20 protein-coding genes are annotated in these 19,058 nt (G+C 75.0%); 10 read left to right on the plus strand and 10 right to left on the minus strand.

Annotated elements, in window-relative coordinates:
- The first annotated feature begins 70 nt into the window (after positions 1-70).
- Together FGI33_RS09660 and FGI33_RS09665 are read left to right on the plus strand one after the other, a co-directional pair.
- Positions 71-2,692, plus strand: coding sequence for a PIG-L family deacetylase (locus FGI33_RS09660; RefSeq protein WP_237581770.1), 2,622 nt, complete (start codon positions 71-73; stop codon positions 2,690-2,692).
- Positions 2,689-3,480 (plus strand): glycosyltransferase family 2 protein, encoded by a 792-nt coding sequence (locus FGI33_RS09665; RefSeq protein ID WP_237581772.1) that lies wholly within the window; start codon positions 2,689-2,691, stop codon positions 3,478-3,480. Before FGI33_RS09660 ends, FGI33_RS09665 begins: the two co-directional genes overlap by 4 nt.
- 15 nt (positions 3,481-3,495) lie before the next feature.
- Here FGI33_RS09665 and FGI33_RS09670 read toward each other — a convergent pair whose 3' ends face one another.
- Positions 3,496-3,990, minus strand: coding sequence for a MarR family winged helix-turn-helix transcriptional regulator (locus FGI33_RS09670; RefSeq protein ID WP_119435512.1), 495 nt, complete (start codon positions 3,988-3,990; stop codon positions 3,496-3,498).
- 108 nt (positions 3,991-4,098) lie between these two features.
- Between FGI33_RS09670 and FGI33_RS09675 the strand changes: the two genes are divergently transcribed.
- From FGI33_RS09675 to tatA, 3 genes are all read left to right on the plus strand, one after another.
- Entirely contained in the window at positions 4,099-5,328 is a 1,230-nt protein-coding gene (locus FGI33_RS09675) for an FAD-dependent monooxygenase (RefSeq protein ID WP_237581774.1), read from the plus strand.
- A 141-nt stretch (positions 5,329-5,469) separates the two neighbouring features.
- Entirely contained in the window at positions 5,470-6,489 is a 1,020-nt protein-coding gene (locus FGI33_RS09680) for a dioxygenase family protein (protein ID WP_237581776.1), read from the plus strand.
- Positions 6,490-6,521: 32 nt separating this feature from the next.
- Positions 6,522-6,746, plus strand: a complete 225-nt coding sequence (tatA, locus tag FGI33_RS09685) for a twin-arginine translocase TatA/TatE family subunit (protein WP_237581778.1) — start codon at positions 6,522-6,524, stop codon at positions 6,744-6,746.
- 27 nt (positions 6,747-6,773) lie between these two features.
- Here tatA and FGI33_RS09690 read toward each other — a convergent pair whose 3' ends face one another.
- Positions 6,774-7,178: a hypothetical protein gene (locus FGI33_RS09690; protein WP_237581780.1), complete on the minus strand. Its 405-nt coding sequence runs from the start codon at positions 7,176-7,178 to the stop codon at positions 6,774-6,776.
- A gap of 186 nt (positions 7,179-7,364) precedes the next feature.
- On the opposite strand from FGI33_RS09690, the gene FGI33_RS09695 reads away from it, so the two are divergent.
- On the plus strand, positions 7,365-8,678 hold the full coding sequence (locus tag FGI33_RS09695) for a hemolysin family protein (protein ID WP_119435505.1): 1,314 nt from the start codon (positions 7,365-7,367) through the stop codon (positions 8,676-8,678).
- 26 nt (positions 8,679-8,704) lie between these two features.
- Here FGI33_RS09695 and FGI33_RS09700 read toward each other — a convergent pair whose 3' ends face one another.
- The 3 genes from FGI33_RS09700 to FGI33_RS09710 are packed head-to-tail and all read right to left on the minus strand — an operon-like array spanning position 8,705 to position 11,390.
- Entirely contained in the window at positions 8,705-9,445 is a 741-nt protein-coding gene (locus FGI33_RS09700; protein WP_237581782.1) for a PhzF family phenazine biosynthesis protein, read from the minus strand.
- Complete coding sequence (locus FGI33_RS09705) at positions 9,442-10,242, minus strand: DUF1206 domain-containing protein (protein WP_086505719.1); 801 nt, start codon at positions 10,240-10,242, stop codon at positions 9,442-9,444. Before FGI33_RS09705 ends, FGI33_RS09700 begins: the two co-directional genes overlap by 4 nt.
- Entirely contained in the window at positions 10,239-11,390 is a 1,152-nt protein-coding gene (locus FGI33_RS09710; protein WP_119435198.1) for an AI-2E family transporter, read from the minus strand. The genes FGI33_RS09705 and FGI33_RS09710 overlap by 4 nt, the downstream gene beginning before the upstream one ends.
- 87 nt (positions 11,391-11,477) lie before the next feature.
- Between FGI33_RS09710 and FGI33_RS09715 the strand changes: the two genes are divergently transcribed.
- On the plus strand, positions 11,478-12,053 hold the full coding sequence (locus FGI33_RS09715; RefSeq protein WP_119435199.1) for a GNAT family N-acetyltransferase: 576 nt from the start codon (positions 11,478-11,480) through the stop codon (positions 12,051-12,053).
- Positions 12,050-12,571: a GNAT family N-acetyltransferase gene (locus tag FGI33_RS09720; RefSeq protein WP_237581783.1), complete on the plus strand. Its 522-nt coding sequence runs from the start codon at positions 12,050-12,052 to the stop codon at positions 12,569-12,571. The genes FGI33_RS09715 and FGI33_RS09720 overlap by 4 nt, the downstream gene beginning before the upstream one ends.
- Before the next feature lie 87 nt (positions 12,572-12,658).
- Here FGI33_RS09720 and FGI33_RS09725 read toward each other — a convergent pair whose 3' ends face one another.
- Both FGI33_RS09725 and FGI33_RS09730 read right to left on the minus strand, forming a co-directional pair.
- Positions 12,659-14,188 (minus strand): catalase, encoded by a 1,530-nt coding sequence (locus tag FGI33_RS09725; RefSeq protein ID WP_237581785.1) that lies wholly within the window; start codon positions 14,186-14,188, stop codon positions 12,659-12,661.
- Positions 14,189-14,265: 77 nt separating this feature from the next.
- Positions 14,266-14,751 (minus strand): Fur family transcriptional regulator, encoded by a 486-nt coding sequence (locus FGI33_RS09730; RefSeq protein WP_119401514.1) that lies wholly within the window; start codon positions 14,749-14,751, stop codon positions 14,266-14,268.
- Positions 14,752-14,876: 125 nt separating this feature from the next.
- Between FGI33_RS09730 and FGI33_RS09735 the strand changes: the two genes are divergently transcribed.
- The gene (locus tag FGI33_RS09735) at positions 14,877-15,866 is read left to right on the plus strand and encodes an aldo/keto reductase (protein WP_119435271.1); all 990 of its coding nucleotides are present in this window, start codon (positions 14,877-14,879) and stop codon (positions 15,864-15,866) included.
- 73 nt (positions 15,867-15,939) lie between these two features.
- Here FGI33_RS09735 and FGI33_RS09740 read toward each other — a convergent pair whose 3' ends face one another.
- Positions 15,940-16,779, minus strand: a complete 840-nt coding sequence (locus FGI33_RS09740; protein ID WP_204586973.1) for a carbon-nitrogen hydrolase family protein — start codon at positions 16,777-16,779, stop codon at positions 15,940-15,942.
- 28 nt (positions 16,780-16,807) lie between these two features.
- Here FGI33_RS09740 and FGI33_RS09745 point away from each other — a divergent pair, with 28 nt between their 5' ends.
- On the plus strand, positions 16,808-17,482 hold the full coding sequence (locus tag FGI33_RS09745) for a GntR family transcriptional regulator (RefSeq protein WP_119435676.1): 675 nt from the start codon (positions 16,808-16,810) through the stop codon (positions 17,480-17,482).
- Between the two features lie 48 nt (positions 17,483-17,530).
- Here the strand turns inward: FGI33_RS09745 and FGI33_RS09750 are convergent, their stop codons facing one another.
- Entirely contained in the window at positions 17,531-18,649 is a 1,119-nt protein-coding gene (locus tag FGI33_RS09750) for an acetamidase/formamidase family protein (protein WP_119435633.1), read from the minus strand.
- Complete coding sequence (locus FGI33_RS09755; RefSeq protein ID WP_119457394.1) at positions 18,646-19,056, minus strand: RidA family protein; 411 nt, start codon at positions 19,054-19,056, stop codon at positions 18,646-18,648. The genes FGI33_RS09750 and FGI33_RS09755 overlap by 4 nt, the downstream gene beginning before the upstream one ends.
- Positions 19,057-19,058 lie beyond the last annotated feature (2 nt).

Raw genomic sequence — 19,058 nt, forward strand, 5'->3', positions numbered from 1 at the left:
GGACGCTTGTAGGTTCGAGGGACGACCGGGCCCCGCCCGGACGACCCCTCGACGATTCGGCGCCCCTCTCGTGACATCCGCTCCCCTACCCGCATCCGCCCTCGACGCGAGCGTGCCGCCGCGCGTCCGCCTCGCCTCCGGCGCGGTGCCGCCGAGCGAGGACGCTCCGGGGACCGCGGTCGCCCTCGTGCGCCAGGCGCTCGCGGCGACGCCCCCGGGGCCTGGCTGGACGACGGAACGGGCGCTGGCGCTCGCGGTCGCGCTGGGCGAGAGCGGTGCCCGGCCGGGATCCGGCGGCACGGCGGACCTGTGGGAGGCGCTCGCGACGCTCGCCGCCGCGGATCTGGGCATCGCGCGCACGGTCGAGCCGCACCTGGACGCGCTCGCGATCCTCGACCAGGAGCGGGACGCCGCGGGCGGCGGCGGCTCCGGGCTCCCGGCCGACGGGGAGGACGGACCCGAGGCGCGCACGTGGGGCGTCTTCGCGGCCGAGGGCGGCGGGGATCCGCTGACGGCCGTGGCGGACGCCGACGGGTCCGACGCGGTGCTGCTGTCCGGCACGAAGCCGTGGTGCTCGCTCGCCGGGTCGCTGACGCACGCGCTCATCACCGCCGCCGTCGCCGACGGCACGCGCGGGCTCTTCGCGGTGGACCTGCGGCACGCGGGCGTCGAGGTCGTGCCCGGCGCATGGGTCGCCCGCGGGCTGACCGAGGTCCCCAGCGGGCCGCTGCGCATGCGCGACGTGCCGGCGCGACGCGTGGGCGCGCCCGGCTGGTACCTCGAGCGGCCCGGGTTCCACTGGGGCGGGATCCAGGTCGCGGCCTGCTGGTACGGCGGCGCGGTCGGGCTGGCGCGCACGCTGCTCCGGGCCGCCTCCCGCGAGGGCGCCGACCGCCTGCTCCTCATGCACCTGGGCGCGGTCGACGCGACGCTCGACGGCGCGCGCGCGTCCCTCGCCGAGGCGTCCCTGCTGGTCGACCGCGGGCTCGCGGAGGGCGAGGAGGGGCGCCTTCTCGCCAAGCGCGTGCGCGCCGTCGTCGCCCGGGCGGTGGACGAGACGCTGACGCACGTCGCGCACGCGCTCGGCCCGGCGCCGCTCGCGCAGGACGCGGATCACGCCAAGCGCGTGGCCGACCTGGAGCTGTACGTGCGGCAGCACCACGCCGAGCGCGACGACGCCTCGCTCGGCGGCGCGCTCGCGGAGGGGGCCAGGCGGCGGACGGCGGAGGCGACGGCGGCGGATGCCGGCGCCCCTGCCTCCGGGGCGCCCACGGGCACCGAGCAGGTGTCCGCGCCCGCCCCGAGCCCCGCGGGCGGCGTCGCCTTCGACGCGCGCGAGCCCGGCACCGACGCGGACGCCTGGGACGCGGATCCGCGCTGGGACGCGCTCGCCGCCCCCGACCTCGCGGGGATGGCCGCGCTCCTCGTGGTCTCCGCGCACGCCGACGACGAGTCCATCGGCGCCGCGGGCCTCATGGCGACCGCGGCCGCGCGCGGCGTGCCGGTGACCCTCGTGATCGTGACGGACGGCGCCGCCTCGCACCCCGGATCCCCCACGCGCACGCCCGACCAGCTCGTCGCCCTCCGCCGCGACGAGGCCCGCGCCGCCCTCGACGCCGTCGCGCCCGACGCCCGGCTCGTGCTCCTCGGCCACCCGGACGGCGGGATCCGCGAGCGCCGCGACGCCGTGCGCGATGACCTCGCCGCGCTCCTCGCCGACGCCGCGCCGGGCACCTGGGTCGCGGCGCCGTGGCGCGGCGACGGGCACCGGGACCACCGCGTCACGGGCGAGGTCGTCGCCGAGCTGGTGGGCGCGCTGCCCGCCGCGCGCGGGATCCGGCTGGTGGAGTACCCGGTCTGGATGTGGCACTGGGCGACGCCCGCCGACCCGCGCGTGCCGTGGGCCGCGATGCGCGCCCTGCCGCTCGACGAGCCCGCGCGGGAGGCCAAGCGGGCGGCGATCCGCGCGCACGCCAGCCAGGTGGATCCGCTCTCCGACGCCCCCGAGGACGCGGCCGTGCTGCGGCCCGGCTTCCTCCGGCACGCCGACCGCGACCGGGAGGTGCTGATCGTGGGCGAGGACGCGCCCGCGACCCCGACCGCCGCCGAGCGCTTCGACGCCGCGTACGCCCGGGCGGAGGATCCGTGGCGCGTCCAGACGCGCTGGTACGAGCGCCGCAAGCGCCTCGCCACCCTCGCGGCGCTGCCGGACGAGCGGTACGGCCGGGCGCTCGAGATCGGCTGCTCCATCGGCGTGACGACGGCGGGCCTCGCCGAGCGCGTGGACGAGCTGCTCGCGGTGGACGTCGCGCCGACCGCGGTCGAGCGGGCCCGGGCGCGCCTCGCCGACGCCCCGCACGTGCGCCTCGAGGTGCGCGACGTGGGCGCCGACTGGCCGGACGGAGCCTTCGACCTCGTCGTGATGAGCGAGGTCGGCTACTACCTCGACGACGCCGCGTTCGACCGCGTGCTCGCCGCCCTGCCCGACGCCCTCGGCGCCACGGGCACGCTCGTCGCCTGCCACTGGCGGCACCCGGAGGGCGACTTCCGGCGCACGGGCGACGAGGTGCACGCGCGGCTGGCCGCCGTCCCCGGCCTGCACGTGCTGGCGCGGCACGAGGAGGACGACTTCCTGCTCGAGGTGCTGTCGGCGGATCCGCGCTCGGTCGCGACCCGCACGGGGCTGCGATGACGGGCGGGTCGGCGGCGGCGGCGGAGCCGGCCGCGCGGATCCGCGCGGTCACGGTCGTCATCCCGGCGCGCGACGAGGAGGAGCTGGTCGGCCGCTGCCTCGCGTCGGTCGAGGTCGCCGCAGCCCGGGCGCGCGCCGCGGGGGTCCGCGTGCGCGTGATCCTCGTGGCCGACGACTGCCGGGACCGCACCGCCGAGGTGGCGCGCGCCGCCGGCGTCGAGGTCATCGAGAGCGCTGCCGGGCGCGTGGGCGCCGCGCGCGCCCAGGGCGTCGACGCGGCGCGAGCGGGCTGGGACGGCGACGACGCCGAGCACTGGATCGCGTGCACCGACGCCGACTCCGCGGTGCCGCCCGCGTGGATCACCAGCCAGCTGGAGCTCGCGGACACCGGGACCGACGTGGTCGTCGGCACCGTCCGCCCGGAGCTCGACGACCTCAGCCCCGCGCAGGTCGAGGCCTGGCGCGCCACGCGCGTGCCCGGCCACGCCAACGGGCACGTGCACGGCGCGAACCTCGGCGTGCGCGCCGACGCGTACGTCGCGGCCGGCGGGTTCCCGGCCGTCGCGGAGCACGAGGACGTCGACCTCGTGACGCGGCTGCGGGGCATGGACGCGCGGATCACGGCGTCGGCGGCCGGCGAGGTGCTCACGTCCAGCCGTCGCGAGGGCCGCACGCCCGGCGGCTACGCGGGGTACCTGCACGTGTCGCTGCTGGAGCGGGCGCGCGAGCGGGAGCTCGAGCGCCAGCGCGCCGCGGGGTGCGACAGCCCCTGCGTGCCGGCGGGCTGACCGGACGTCCGTCCGTCAGCTCGTCGTCGCGGCGTCGTCCGCCATCCTGCGCGTCCCCGCTGCGGTCCCCTCCGCGACGGCCCGCACGACGGCGGCCGCCGTCCGGAACTGCTCGGCGGTGAACCCGTCGAGCGCGCGGTCGACCTCGGCCTGCGCGCCCTGCAGCACGGCCATCACGCGCGTCCGGGACGCGGCGGTCGGCCGCAGCGTGACCACGCGCCGGTCGGCGACCTCCCGGCTCCGCCCGATGTGCCCGCCGCCCTCCAGCCGGTTGATGAGCGCGGTCGTGGCCCCCGAGGTCAGGTGCAGCCGCTCCGAGAGTCGCGCCGGGGACAGAGCCCGGCCGGCGGTCTCCGCCCAGATCACCTCGGCGAGCGCCGTCGTGTCCGTCGTCGGCAGCCCGATGGCCGCGGCCAGCTGCCGCACCGAGTCGTCGAAGGCGGTCGTGTGGTCCCGCAGCCGCTCGAGCACCTCGGAGCGGTCCCCGGGGACCGCGATGGTGTGGGACATGACGTGATCCTCCGAGACGTCGAGAATGCTTCACGGTAAAGCATCTACGCCATAGAGTCTACTCGCGCCCGGGATCCCGGGGCAGCCCGACGATCGAGGAGATCACCCATGGCCGACACCGCCCACCACCGCCCGAGGGTCCTCGTGACGGGAGCCAGCATCGCCGGGCCCGCGCTCGCCTGGGGCCTGCATCGCGAGGGCTTCGACGTGACCCTGCTCGAGCGCTCGGCAGAGCAGCGCCAGGCGGGGCAGAACATCGACGTGCGCGGCCTCGGCCGCGACGTCCTCCGGCGCATGGGCATCGAGGACCTCGTGATGGCGAACCTCACGGGCGAGGACGGCACGCGCTTCGTCGACGAGGAGGGCCGCGTCCTCGCGACCTTCCCGCGCGCGGAGGGCGAGGACGGGCCGACGGCCGAGGTAGAGATCCTGCGCGGCCGGTTCGCGGGGATCCTCGTCGACTTCGTGCGGGACGACGTCGAGATCCGCCACGGCGACTTCGTGACCGGGGTGCGGCAGGACGCGACGGGGGTGGACGTCGAGCTCGCGAGCGGATCCCGCGAGCGCTACGACCTCCTGCTCGTCGCCGAGGGCCGCAGCTCCCGCACGCGTCGGCTGGCGTTCGCCGAGGAGACCACCCTCCGCGACCACGGCGTGAGCATCGCCTACGGGACGATCGACCGCGTCCCCGGCGACACGGGCTACTGGGACTTCCTCACGGGACGCGGCGCGCGGAACGCGACCATCCGGCCCGACGACGAGGGCACCATCCGCGCGAGCCTGTCGTTCGAGTCGGAGCCGTCCGGCTTCGAGCAGCTGCCGTTCGACGCCCAGATGACCGTGCTCCGCGCGCGCTTCCGCGGCGCGGGCTGGCGGGTCGAGCGGATCCTCGACGGCTTCCAGGCGCGACCGGACGAGTTCTACACGCAGCGCATGGAGCAGGTGATCGTCTCGACGTGGTCGAAGGGACGCATCGCGCTCCTCGGCGACGCGGCGTGGGGATCCGGCCCCACGGGGATGGGCACGACCCTCTCGCTGGTCTCCGCCCACGTGCTCGCGGGCGAGCTGGGACGCGCCCTCGCGGACCCCGCCGACACCTTCGCCGCCGCGTTCGCGCGCTACGAGGCGCAGCTCCGCCGCTACGCCGACAGCGCGCAGGGGCTGCCGCCGGGCGGGGCGCGCCTCACGCACCCGTCGTCCGCGGTCGGGCAGCGGGTGCTGCGCGGTGCCGTGCGGGTGGCCGCGTCCCGACCCGTCCGCGAGTTCTCCGACCGGTTCCTCCTGACGAGCGCGCGCCACGCGCCGACGCTCGCCGCCTACCCGCGGCTGCGCGGCTGACGAACGGGACCAGGGCGCGGCCGCTCGGCCGGGCGCCCTCTTGGCCGGCTCATCGGATCGCCATGGCCGCCGCATCGGATCGCCCGGCACGGTGGGCACGTCCCGACCGCCGGGGCACGACGAGACCGAGATGAGACGAACATGAGCCGCATCCCCGAACCCGACCGCACCCCCGACGGCCCCGCCTACGAGGGCCGGCTGCTCGCCCGCGCCGACGAGGAGGTGGTCGACCAGGGAGCCGGCTTCGACCTCCGGACGCTGCTGAGCCGGCGGGCCGTGCTCGCCTACCTCGGGGCGGGCATCGGATCCGTCGCGCTCGCGGCCTGCACGAGCGGCGCCAGCGGATCCACCGCGACCGGCTCCCCGTCCGCGGCCGCGACGACCTCCACCGGCGAGATCCCCGACGAGACCGCCGGCCCCTACCCGGGCGACGGATCCAACGGCGCCGACGTGCTCGAGCGCTCCGGCATCGTGCGCAGCGACATCCGCTCCAGCCTCGACGGGGGCGCCAGCGCCGCGGGCGTGCAGATGGCGCTCACGCTCACGATCCTCGACACCGCGAACGGCGACGTCCCCTTCACGGGCGCTGCCGTGTACGTGTGGCACTGCGACGCGGCGGGCGGCTACTCCCTCTACTCCGACGGCATCACGGAGGAGACCTACCTCCGCGGGGTGCAGGTCGTGGGCGACGACGGCACCGTGTCCTTCAGCTCGATCCTCCCCGCCTGCTACACGGGCCGATGGCCGCACATCCACTTCGAGGTCTACCCGAGCGTGGACGACATCACCGACTCCACGAAGGCCATCGCGACCTCGCAGGTCGCGATCCCGCAGGACGCGTGCACGGCCGTCTACGCGCGCTCCGAGTACGCCGGATCCAGCGCCAACCTCGCGCAGGTCACCCTCGACTCCGACAACGTGTTCGGCGACGACGGCGGCGCCCTGCAGCTGGCGACCGTGACGGGCGACGCGACCGCGGGCTACTCGGTGGCGCTCACCGCGCGCGTCGACACGGCGACCACCCCGACGGCGGGGACCGCGCCCTCCGGCGGCGGCGCCGGTGGTGCGGGCGGCGGCGCGGGCGGGACCCCGCCCGCCGGCGCCCCGCCGACCGGCGGGACCGCGCCGACCGTCGCCCCCACGACCGGCGCCGACGGCTGACGCCGGCTCACCGCGACCCGACAGGACACCCCATGGGACTGCTGCAGAACCTCTCCGGCTGGCACGCCGTCGTCATCCTCACCGTCGTGCTGCTGCTCTTCGGGGCCGACCGGCTCCCCGCCCTCGCCCGTGGCGCGGGCGAGTCCATCCGGACCTTCCGGACCGAGGTGCGCGACGACGACGCGGATCCCTCCGCCGAGCCGTCGAACGCACCCGCGCCCGCGCCGCAGGACGCGGGCACCCGGATGAGGACGTAGGGGCGCGCGCGGGGCGTGCCCGCCGGCTCAGGCCGCGGGGGTCCGACCCCGCGCCGCCTGCAGCGCCGCCCAGCGCCGGTGCGCGAGGACGTGCAGGACCAGGGAGGCCGCCCCGGCGACCGTGAGCGCCGCCGCGAGGATCCAGAGGCCGGTGTCGCCGCCGATCCCCGCCGCCACGGCGCTGACGACGGCCAGGGCCGCGAGCCCGATGCCCACCGCGAGGAGCCCGTTCGTCGGCGCCTCGAGCGGGCGCGGCGCGGAGTCCGGCGCAGGCACGCGATCCCACGTCACGATGAAGAGCGTCGCGATCGGACCGAGCACGATCGAGACGAGGAACCAGTTCCACCTCGATCGGCCCTTCTGCTCCGCGAGCCCCGCGTTCACGAGGGCGAGCGTGACCCACCCGTAGCTGCCGATCCACGTCTGATCCATGCCCCGACCGTAGGGCACGGCCGCCGCCGGCCCGCGGCCCGGGCTATTTCCCCACCTGCTCCGCTACCCTCCATCCATGCACAGAACCGCGCGGGAGCCCGCTCCCGACAGCCACAGTCCCGGCGCCCGGACGACCCCGGGCACGCCCCGCGCACTCCGCGCCACCCGCCAGACCGGCGCCCGCTCGTGAACGGCGACCTCGTCCTCAACATCGTCCTGGTCGTGGTGTTCGTCCTCGTCGGCGGCGTGTTCGCCGCCACCGAGATGGCGCTCGTCACCCTCCGCGAGGGCCAGCTCAACGCCCTCGCCGCCCGCGGCCGCCGCGGCGAGAAGGTCGCCGCGCTCGCCCGGAACCCCAACACCTTCCTCGCGGCGGTGCAGATCGGCGTCACCGTCGCCGGCTTCGCGTCGGCCGCGTACGGCGCCTCGTCGATCGCGCCGTCCGTGGTGCCGCTGCTCGAGTCGTGGGGCCTCGAGTCCGGCCTCGCGTCCACGATCGCGACCCTCCTGCTGACGCTGATGATCGCCTACCTGTCGCTCGTGCTCGGCGAGCTCGCGCCCAAGCGCCTCGCCATCCAGCGCAACGCGGGCTTCGCGTACGGCGTCGCGCCCGTGCTCAACGGCTTCGCGAACCTCATGCGCCCGGTGATCTGGCTGCTCTCCGTCTCGACGAACGTGGTCGTCCGCCTCCTCGGCGGCGACCCGCACAAGACCGGCGAGGAGATGAGCGAGGAGGAGCTCCGCGACATCGTCTCCAGCCACGAGGGCCTCCCGGACGACGAGCGCCGGATCCTCGACGACGTGCTGTCGCTCCGCCACCGCCAGCTCAGCGAGGTCATGAAGCCGCGGCCCGAGATCGCCGCGCTCGACGGCACCGGCACCGTCCGCGACGCGGGCATCGACGTGCAGGACCGGCCGTACTCGCGCTACCCGGTGGTCGACAAGACCATCGACGACGTCATCGGGTTCGTGCACGTGCGCGACCTGTACCAGGCGATCGCGGCGGATCCCACGCGGCCCGTGTCCGAGATCCTCCGCCCGATCCCCTACCTCCCGGCGACCGCGCGCGTGCTGCCGACGCTGACGATGATGCGCGCCGAGGGCCACCAGATCGCCGTGATCGTGGACGAGTACGGCGGCACCGACGGCATCGTCACGCTCGAGGACCTCGTGGAGGAGGTCGTCGGCGAGATCTTCGACGAGTACGACACCGACTCGGCCGCGCGCGACCTCGCGGAGGACGGCGGCACGATCGACGGCCGCCTCAACTTCCAGGACTTCGAGGAGGCGACGGGCGTCAAGCTGCCCGACTCCGCGTCGGACACGGTCGCGGGCTTCGTCATCGAGAACCTCGGCCGGCTCGCGCAGGTCGGCGACACGGTCGAGGTCGACGGCGTGACCCTGCAGGTGACGGCGCTCGACCGGCGGCGGATCTCCGAGATCCTCGTCATCCCGCGGGAGGAGCCGGCGACGGAGGACGCGGCCGCCGCGACCGCCTAGCGCGACGGCGGCGGGCGCGTCCCGGCTCAGGGCAGCGGGATCACGCGGTCCGCGACCGTGCGGCCGCCGACCTCGGCAAGCCCGTCGTCGAGCAGCCGCGTGACCAGCTCGCTGCCGCGGCCCTGCGTGATGCGGAGGCCGCGGCCGAGGTGGGCCGTGACGCGGAGGGCGGCGGCTCCGGTCGCCTCGTCCTCGGCGATGCCGAGCGCGGGAGCGGCCATGCGGGAGCGGATCCAGCCAGCCGCCTCGTCGACCCACGCCCACGCGTAGAGGTGGTCGGCGCCCGCCGCGGAGACCGCGGCGGCGAGGTCGAGCGCGGCCAGGTCGGCGGCGGAGGGCAGCTCGCGCCAGGCGAAGACGGGCGCCCAGGCCGGGTCCGCGGTCACGCGCACGACGTCCCCGTCGCGGGTCACGGCCACGATGCCGGCCGGCACCCGCAGGTGGTCGACCGGCACGCCGCGCGACGCCAGCCACCAGGCCGTGCCGACGGTGGGGTGCCCGGCGAAGGGCAGCTCGCGCGCGGGCGTGAGGATGCGGATCGACGCGCCCCGCGGATCCTGGCCGGGCGCGTCCACCGCGTCGACGAAGACCGTCTCGCTGAAGCCGAGCGCCTGCGCGATCGCGAGCTCCCGGCCCTGCGTGCGCGGCGAGGCGAGCACGATCCCGAGCTCGTTGCCGTAATGCCCGTCCGCGTCCGCGAACACCCGCAGCACGTGCACCTCGTCCGGCCGCACGCCGTCGAGCGCGACGACCGGACGGTCCGTCACAGCTTCGCGTAGCGTGCGCGGGCGCCGCAGTACAGGCCGTAGGCGATGAGGCCGAGCCCGGTGATCGCGAGCACGGCGACGCCGGCGGGCAGTCCCGCGAGCGCCTGGAGCGCGCCGTCGAGCCCGGTCGCGCGGCTCGGGTCGGCCGTGACCGCGCCCACGATGAACAGCACGCCGACCGCGACGAGCGCGACGCCCTTGGCGACGTAGCCCGCGACGCCGAGCGCCGTGATCCCGCGCCCGAGCGATCCCGACGGCACCGATATGTCCTCGCGGAAGCGCTTCGTCGCGCCCTTGAACCCGAAGTAGACGCCGACCGCCACGACCGCGAGGCCGAGGATCACGAGCAGCACCACACCGCCGGGCGCCGCGAGGAGCCGCGCGCTCAGCGACTGGGTCTGCTCGGAGGAGTCGCTGGATCCGCCGGTCGCGAAGCGCAGGGCCGTGAACGCGATCGCGAGGTAGGCGACGGCCTTGCCGAGCTCCTTCGCGCGCGCCGCCCAGGTGCGCTTCGCGTCCTCGCCGCGCGCGAGCACGGTCTCGACGAGCTGCCAGAGGCCGAGCCCGAGGAGGCCGACCACGACGACCCACAGCAGCACGCGGCCGCCGGGCGATCCCGCGATGGAGCCGAGCGCGCCGGACTGGTCGGCCTCGCCGCCCCCGCCGCCGGTCGCGAGGCGGAACGCGATCACGCCGATGAGGAGGTGCAGCAGGCCGTTGACCGCGTGCCCGAGGCGCGCGGCGACAGCGAATCCGCGGGAGCGCTGGAGGCTCGACGCGGCGCCGGTCGCGCTCACGAGGCGGAGGACGCGGAGGGGCGGCCGGTGAGCTTCGCGGTGAGGCCGCGCGCGGCCCTCTTCACCGGTTCGACGGGCGAGGACGCCGGCGGCTCCGGCTCCTCCTCGTCGGGCTCCATGATGATCTTCCACGCGGTCCAGGCGACGGCCGTGAGCGGCACCGAGAGGATCGCGCCGACGATGCCGCCGAGGATCGTGCCGGCCGTCAGCGCCAGCAGCACGACGAGGCCGTGCAGCTTGAGCGCGTTGCCGAGCACGACCGGCTGCAGCAGGTTGCCCTCGAGCTGGTTCACGAGGATCACGATGGCGACGACCCAGATCGCGGTGCCGAGGTCGTTGGTCACGAGCGCGACGAGCGCCGCGAGGATGCCCGCGACGGTGGCGCCGACGATCGGCACGAACGCGCCGATGAACACCACGAGCGACAGCGGCAGCGCGAGCGGCACGCCGAGGATGAAGAGGCCGGCGCCGATGAAAACGGTGTCGACGAGCGCGACGGTCGCCGTGCCGCGGATGTAGCCGCCGAGCACCTTGGCGCCCTCGTGGCCCACGCGCACGGCGCGCTTGCGGCCGCGACCGCGGAACGGACGGATGAGGAAGGCCCAGATGCGCGGCCCGTCCTTGACGAAGTAGAAGAACACGACGAGCCCGAGCACCGCGCCGGTGACGACCTCGGCCGCCGCGGAGACGCCCGCGATGGCGCCGGATCCGAACTGGCTGCTGGTGAGGAAGTCGACGGCCTGCTGGCGGAAGGAGTCGACCTGCGCCGAGTCGATCGGCAGCCCACCCTCCTCGATGAACGCCTGCAGCTGGTCGACGCCCTCGCTGGTGGCCTTCACGAGCGTCGGCCACTGGCTCTGCACGCCGAAGACGACGGCCGTGATGGCGCCGCCGAAGAGCACCAGCCCGGTGAGGAGCGCGATGACCGCGGCGAGGGCGTCGGGGACGCCGCGGCGCTCCATCCACAGCACCATCGGGCGCACGGCGCACGCGAGGATCAGCGCGATGATCACCGGGATCACGACGAGCTTGAGCGAGATGGCGGCGTACACGATCGCGATGGCGACCACGAGGACCGCCAGGATCTGCACGCAGCGGATGGAGAGGCGGCCGAGCTTGTCCTGCCAGACGGACTGCGGGGTGGTCATGCGCTCCACCCTACGGGCGGGCGGGCCGCGCGACCGGGCCGCGAGCCGGGCCCGGACACCCGCGTGACCGGCCGATAGCCTCGACCCATGGGACCCCGCCTCTCCGTCGTCCGCGAGGGCGCGCTCGACGTCGCCGACCACACGTCGATCGCGGCGCTCCTCGCGCTCGCGTTCCCCGACTTCCGCGAGGGCTACGCCGGCGCCCGCAGCTGGGCGGGCGCGCAGCCCGAGCTGAGGATCCTCGTGCACGACGGCGACGCGCTCGTGGCGCACGCGGGCCTCCGCCGCGTGTTCGTGGCGCTCGGCGACGGTGAGGGCGACCCGGCCGACGACCTGCTCGTGGGATCCACCGGCATGGTCGCCGTGCACCCGGACCGGCAGGGGCAGGGCCTCGGCACGCTGCTCGCCGACGGGATCCGCGGCGCCCTCGCCCGCCTGGCCGTCCCGTTCGGCCTCCTCGAGACGAGCGAGTCGACCACCGGCTACTACGCCCGCCACGGCTGGATCCCGCTCCCCGGCCGCACCGGCCACTACAACGGCTTCACCCTCCTCGGCGCCGCGGAGGTGGTGCACCAGGACCACGGCTGGCTGATGCTGCCCGTCACCTCCGCCGCCGCCGCGTTCCCCGCGGGCGACCTCCACGTGAACGGGCAGCTGGTGTGAGCGCGCCCGCCGCCGTGATCCGCCGGGTGCGGCCCGAGGACTGGCGCGAGTACCGCGCCCTCCGCCTCGAGATGCTCGAGGACACCCCGCTCGCCTACCTCGAGACGCTCGAGAGCGCCCTGACCCGGCCCGACTCCGACTGGCAGGGCCGCACCCTGCGCGCGGCGCGCCCCGGCAACACGGCCTACGCCGCGGTGGATCCCGCCTCCGGCCGATGGCTCGGCGCCATGAACGCGTACGTCGCGACCGACCCCACCCGCGTGATGCTCGTGAGCGTCTACATCACCCCGTCGGCCCGGGGTCGCGCCGCGGGCGTCACCGACATGCTCCTCGACGCCGTCATCGCCTGGGCCCGCGACCGCCCTTGCGCCCGCGCCCTCCGCCTCGAGGTGCACGAGGACAACCCGCGCGCCCGCGCCTACTACGAGCGCCGCGGCTTCGTCCTCACGGGCCGCAACGTGCCGTACGCGCTGGACCGCACGCAGAAGGACCTGGAGATGGAGCTGCCGCTCGTCTGAGCGCATGCGCCCCGCACGCGACGACGCCCGCCCCCTCACCGAGGGGACGGGCGTCGTGTCGTTCGATCAGCGGATCACCGCCGCGGCTCAGTGGGCCGCGACGCCGACCTCCTCGGCGTCGCGCGTCGGGCCGGGGGTGGCCTCGGCGACGGGCGCGTCACCGGCGAGCGGCGGCAGGCCGGCGGCGACGGCCGCACCGAGCCAGGCGTCGACGTTCGTCCAGTACTGGATGACGCGGGCGCGGAGCTCGGCCGTGGTGACCTTGCTCACGTGGCCGACGATGTTGCCGACGAGGCGCTCGCGCTGGGCGTCGTCCATCGACTCGTTGACGAGCATCCGGGCCTGGACGAAGTCGTCGTCCTCGGCGTGCAGCGTGGCGGCCGCGCGGACGAGCTCGCCGTCCTGCTCCCAGCCGGCGCTCTCCGCGGCGCGAGCCGGGTCGGCGTGCGCGCCGCCCAGCGAGTTCGGCGCGTAGACGGGCGTGCCGGCGTCCTGGAAGGTGTAGCGCCCGGCGCCGTCCTTCGAGTAGCTGTGCACGGGCGACTTCGGCGCGTTCACCGGCAGCTGCGCGTGGTTGGTGCCCACGCGGTAGCGGTGCGCGTCGGCGTAGCTGAAGATGCGCGCGAGGAGCATCTTGTCGGGGCTGGTCTGGATCCCGGGCACGAAGTTCGAGGGCGCGAACGCGGCCTGCTCGATCTGCGCGAAGTAGTTCTCCGGGTTCCGGTTCAGGGTCATGGTGCCGACCTCGATGCGCGGGTAGTCCTTCTGCGACCAGACCTTGGTGAGGTCGAACGGGTTGAACCGGTACGACTTCGCCTCCTCGTAGGGCATGATCTGCACCTCGAGCTTCCACTCCGGGTAGTCGCCGCGGTCGATGGCCTCGGTGAGGTCGCGGATGTGGAAGTCGGCGTCCTCGCCAGCGATCTGATCGGCCTGCTCCTGCTTGAGGATCTCGATGCCCTGCTGGGTCTTGAAGTGGTACTTCACCCAGAAGCGCTCGCCGGCCGCGTTGATCCACTGGTACGTGTGCGAGCCGAAGCCGTCCATGTGGCGCCACGAGGAGGGCAGGCCGCGGTCGCCCATGAGCCACGTGACCTGGTGGGCCGACTCGGGCGAGAGCGTCCAGAAGTCCCACTGCATGTCGTGGTCGCGGAGGTGCGAGCCCGGCAGGCGCTTCTGCGAGCGGATGAAGTCGGGGAACTTGATCCCGTCGCGGATGAAGAAGACGGGCGTGTTGTTGCCGACGAGGTCGTAGTTGCCCTCGTCCGTGTAGAACTTCAGCGCGAAGCCGCGCGGGTCGCGCCACGTGTCGGGGCTGCCCTGCTCGCCGGCGACGGTGCTGAACCGCGCGAGCATCTCGACCTCGGCGCCGGGCTGGAAGAGCGAGGCGCGGGTGTACGCGCTCACGTCGCCCGTGACGCGGAAGGTGCCGAAGGCGCCGCCGCCCTTGGCGTGGACGACGCGCTCCGGGATGCGCTCGCGGTTGAACTGCGCGAGCTTCTCGACGAGGTAGTGGTCGTGCAGCGGGATGGCGCCGTCGGGGCCGACGGAGAGCGAGTGCTCGTCGCTGGCGACCGGAGCGCCGGAGTCGGTGGTCGTGAACTTCTGGTCGGTCATGGTGTTTCTCCTGTCAGCGGTGGAACGGGGAGGTGCTGGCTCGGGTCGTCCGGCCGGGGGCGGGCCGGTGGCGACGGTCAGGTCGCGACGGTGGCACCGGGATCCGCGGTCGCGGTCCGGCAGGCGGGGCACAGGCCCCAGTACGTCACCTCGGCGCTCGCCACGAGGAACCCTGCCGAGTCGGACGGCGTGAGGCAGGGGGACTCCCCCACCGCGCAGTCCACGTCGACGATCGTCCGGCAGGACGTGCACACGAGGTGATGGTGATTGTCGCCCGTCCGCCGCTCGTAGCGCGCGGACGATCCCGCGGGCTCGATGCGGCGCACGAGCCCCGCGGCCGCGAGCGCGCCGAGCACGCCGTAGACCGCCTGGATGCTCGTGCCGGGGAGCTCGCCCTTCACCGCGCGCAGCACCTCGTCGGCGTCCGAGTGCGGATTCGCGTCGATCGCCGTGAGGACGGCCACGCGCGGCCGGGTCACGCGGAGGCCCGCCCCGCGGAGCGCGACGCGCAGGGCGTCGGCGTCGAGGGGCGGCGCGTGGTGGTGCGCGTGGGCGGTGGGCATGGCATCGAGTAGAGCACACTTCCCTTGAGTGGTTCAAAACACCACGTGAACGCGGCGCGTCGCGGACAGGAGCGTGCCTAGGCTCGAGAGGCGGCCCATCCGGCCGCAGGAGAACGGAGCACCGCATGAAGCACATCCACACCGGCACGGGCCTCGACGTCGGCCGCATCGGCCTCGGCTGCATGGGCATGAGCGCCTTCTACGACGGCGCGGGCCAGGACGAGGCGGAGTCGATCCGCACGCTCCACCGCGCGGTCGACCAGGGCGTGACGCTCTTCGACACGGCCGAGGCGTACGGGCCGTTCACCAACGAGCGCCTGGTCGGATCCGCGCTGAAGGACCGTCGCGACGACGTCGTCATCGCCACCAAGTTCGGCCTGCTGAAGCACGCGCCGGGCACGGACGCCGAGGACTACGAGCGCGGCATGGACAGCTCGCCCGCGAGCATCCGGATCGCCGTCGAGGCCTCGCTGCAGCGCCTCGGGACAGACCGCATCGACGTGCTCTACCAGCACCGCGTCGACCCGGCCGTGCCCATCGAGGAGTCCGTCGGCGCGATGAAGGAGCTCGTCGACGAGGGCAAGGTCCTGCACCTGGGGCTCTCCGAGGCCGGGCCCGACACCATCCGCCGCGCGCACGCCGTGCACCCGATCTCGGTGCTGCAGAGCGAGTACTCCATCTGGACCCGCGACCCCGAGGGCCCCGTGCTCGAGGTGCTGCGCGAGCTCGGCATCGGGCTCGTCGCGTACTCGCCGCTCGGCCGCGGCTTCCTCACCGGCGCGATCTCGAGCGTCGCCGACCTCTCCGAGGCCGACTACCGCTCCTCGTCGCCGCGCTTCGCGGAGGAGGCGTTCGCGCAGAACATGCGCATCGTCGACGCCGTCAAGGCCGTCGCGGGCGAGCTCGACGCGACGCCCGCCCAGGTGGCGCTCGCGTGGATCCTCGCTCAGGGCGACGACATCGCCGTGATCCCCGGCACCAAGCGCGTCGCGCGCCTCGACGAGAACGTGGCCGCGGACGCCGTGACGCTCTCCGCCGACCAGCTCGCGCGCCTGTCCTCGCTGCCCACCCCGGTCGGCGACCGGTACGCGGACATGGGTCCCGTCGGGCGCTGATCCCCTGGCACGCCCGCGGGCCCGGTCGCCTCGGCGGCCGGGCCCGCGTCGTGTCCTCAGCGCGACGCGCGGATCAGACCGCCTGCTCGAGCCCCCGACGCCTGTTCGCGAGCACGGGCAGCGTGCCGCGCGCGGCCTCGACGGCCGAGGGGTCGATGTCGACGACGAGCAGCTCCTCCTCGCCGCCGAGGCGGTGCAGCACCTCGCCGAGCGGGGAGACGACGGCGCTGCGGCCGATGCCCGTGGGCGCGCCGCTCGCGGGGTCGTGGCCGCGGGATCCGGCGGGCAGGGTCGCGGGGTCGCCCTGGCCGACCGCGACCACGAAGGTCGTGGAGTCGAGCGCGCGGGCCCGCAGCAGGAGGTCCCACTGGTCGGCCTTGCCGGGGCCGGCTCCCCAGCTCGCGCAGACGACGCTGACGGCGGCGCCGCGGTCGGCGCCCGCGAGGAACAGCGCGGGGAAGCGCACGTCGTAGCAGGTGGCGAGGGAGGCGCGCGTGCCGCCGACCTCGATCACGGCGACGCTCTCGCCCGGGTCGACGGCGTCGGACTCGCGGAAGCCGAACGCGTCGAAGAGGTGGATCTTGTCGTACGACCCGGCACCCGCGGCCTCCTGGCCGGACGGCCGGGCGACGAGGAGCGTGTTGCGCACGCGGCCGTCCGCGCCGGGCGTGAACATGCCCGCGACGATCGTGACGCCGAGCCGGTCCGCCACCGAACGCACGCCCGAGGCCCACGGCCCGTCGAGCGGCTCCGCGATCTCGGGCAGCGGGTTCCCGAACGCGCGCTGCGCCGCCTCCGGGAACACCACGAGCTCGGCGCCCTGCCGCGCGGCGTCCTCCGCGAAGGCGGTGATCCGTGCGAGGTTCTCCGCGGGATCCGGCGAGCTGATGATCTGGGCGAGCGCGATCTTCATGGTCCTCCTCGTGATGTATACATAGCGTATGCGAGAACGGGCGGGCGATCCAGGCACCTCGGCGAGCGCCCTCTCCGGCCGCGAGCGGGCCTACGAGTTCCTGCACGCGCACGTCCTCACCGACCCGGACCAGCAGGGCGCGTTCCTCAACGAGCAGGAGCTCGCGGAGCGCATCGGCGTCTCCCGCACGCCCGTCCGCGAGGCCCTGCTGCTGCTCGCCGCCGACGACCTGGTGGAGATGATCCCCAAGCGCGGCGCCCGGATCCCCGTCATCACGGGCCGCCAGATCGCCGAGCTGATGGAGCTGCGCGGCGTCCTCGAACGGCACGCCGCCACGAGCGCCGTGGAGCACGACCGCACGCCGCTCGACGCGATGCGCGACGTGCTCGAGCAGCAGCGCGCCATGGTCGAGACGCCGCCGCGCGAGAGCGGCCGGGAGTTCATCGAGCACGACCGCCGCTTCCACCAGCTCCTCGTCGACGCCGCGGGCAGCGAGCTCATGAGCCGCACCTACGCGAAGCTCCGCGCGCGGCAGATCCTCGTCGGCGTCGAGGCGCTCTACCGCGCCACCGACCGGCAGGACCGCGTCTGCGAGGAGCACGCCGGGATCGTCGACGCGCTGGCCGCGGGCGACGCCGCGGCCGCCCGCGACGCGATCGACCGCCACCTCGCGGTCACGCTCGAGGTGCTGCTGCGCGCCTGACGCGGCGCCCGCCGCACCGCGGGGTCGCGCGCGCCGCGGCCCCGCGGGTCAGTGCCAGGACGCGAAGTCGGCCTTGCGGATCATGCAGTGCACGCCCTTCACCTGGTCCACGACCTGGGACACCTCGAAGTCGCCGGCCGCCGAGAGGTAGGCGAGCGCCACCGAGCGCGCGAGGTCGAAGCGCGTCGCGAGGAAGTCGACCGCGTTGCGCACGGCGTTCCGCATCGCGACGTCGAGGTCCACGTCCATGCCCGTGGGGATCCAGTGCGTCGGCGTCTCGAGCACGGGCTCCGCGAGCCCGCCCGTCGCGCGCCGCGCCTCGGCGCCCGAGAGGGTCGTGAGCCGGAGGGTCGCCCGCAGCGGCGCCTCGAACGCGGTGAGCGCGACCTCGCCGTTGCCCTGCGCGAAGTGCGGGTCTCCGGTGGAGAAGAGGGCCTCGTCGGCGAGCACGGGCAGGTAGAGGGTCGACCCGGCGATCGCGTGCTTCACGTCGATGTTGCCGCCGAAGCGCCCCGGCGGCACCGAGTGGTGCGCCTCGGACCCGGGCGTGGCCACGGCCATGAGGCCGAGGAACGGCGCGAGCGGGAAGGCGAGCGTGCGGGCGTCGCCGGCGTGGATCACGCCGACGCGGCGCCCGTCGCGCTCCTCCACCCAGGCGAAGTGGCTGACGGATCCGCCCGTGATGATCGTGTCGACGTCGCGCGTGGCCAGCGAGTGCGGGTCGGCCGGCATCTCCCCGGCGAGCGCGCCGAACCCGTGCCGGTTGCTGATGAAGCCGTAGGGCACGCGCGGCGCCAGGTCGAGCACGTCGACGCGCAGCACGTCGCCCGGTCGCGCGCCGCGGACGCCCACCGGTCCCGTGACCACGTGCGGGCCGTCCGCCTCGGTGTTCGCGATCCCGCTCGCCGCGATGTCCACCGCGTCGTCGAGCACGCGGTCGCGCCCGACGCCGAACTGGGCGAGGTAGGCGACGGGATCCCGGCCCTGGTCGTCGAGGATCCCCTCGTGGCTGACGGTGTCGATCGTCACGGCCTCCCCCGACGCGACCGTCAGCACGGGCCGGCTCTCCGCGGTCGGCAGCCAGCCCCAGCGGATCTCGTCCGCCCGCGACGGCAGGTGGTGCCGCCCGAGGACCGGTCCGGTGCCGGACTGCAGGACGTCGCTCATCGCGTCCCCCCGCCGGGGATCCCGACGACGAGGTCGATCTCCACCGTGGCGCCGACCGCGAGCCCCGTGACGCCCACGCAGGTGCGGCTCGGCAGGGGCCCCGCGAACCAGGAGCGGTACTCCTCGTTGAAGCGGTCGAAGTCCCCGAAGTCGGTGAGGTAGACGCGCACCATGAGGGCGTCGTCGAGCGTGGCGCCGAAGCGGGCGACCACGGCCGTGAGGTTCGCGAGCACCTGCCGGGTCTCGGCGACGAGGCCGCCGCCGACGAGCTCGCCGGTCGCGGGATCCGTCGGCATCTGCCCGGTCACGTACAGGGTGTCGCCCCAGCGGGTGGCGTGCGCGAACGGGCCGACCTGCGGCGGCACGCCGGTGGAGGCGTCGAAGGAGTGGACGGTGCGCTCGGTCATGG

Source organism: Clavibacter phaseoli, assembly GCF_021922925.1.
Classification (GTDB): domain Bacteria; phylum Actinomycetota; class Actinomycetes; order Actinomycetales; family Microbacteriaceae; genus Clavibacter; species Clavibacter phaseoli.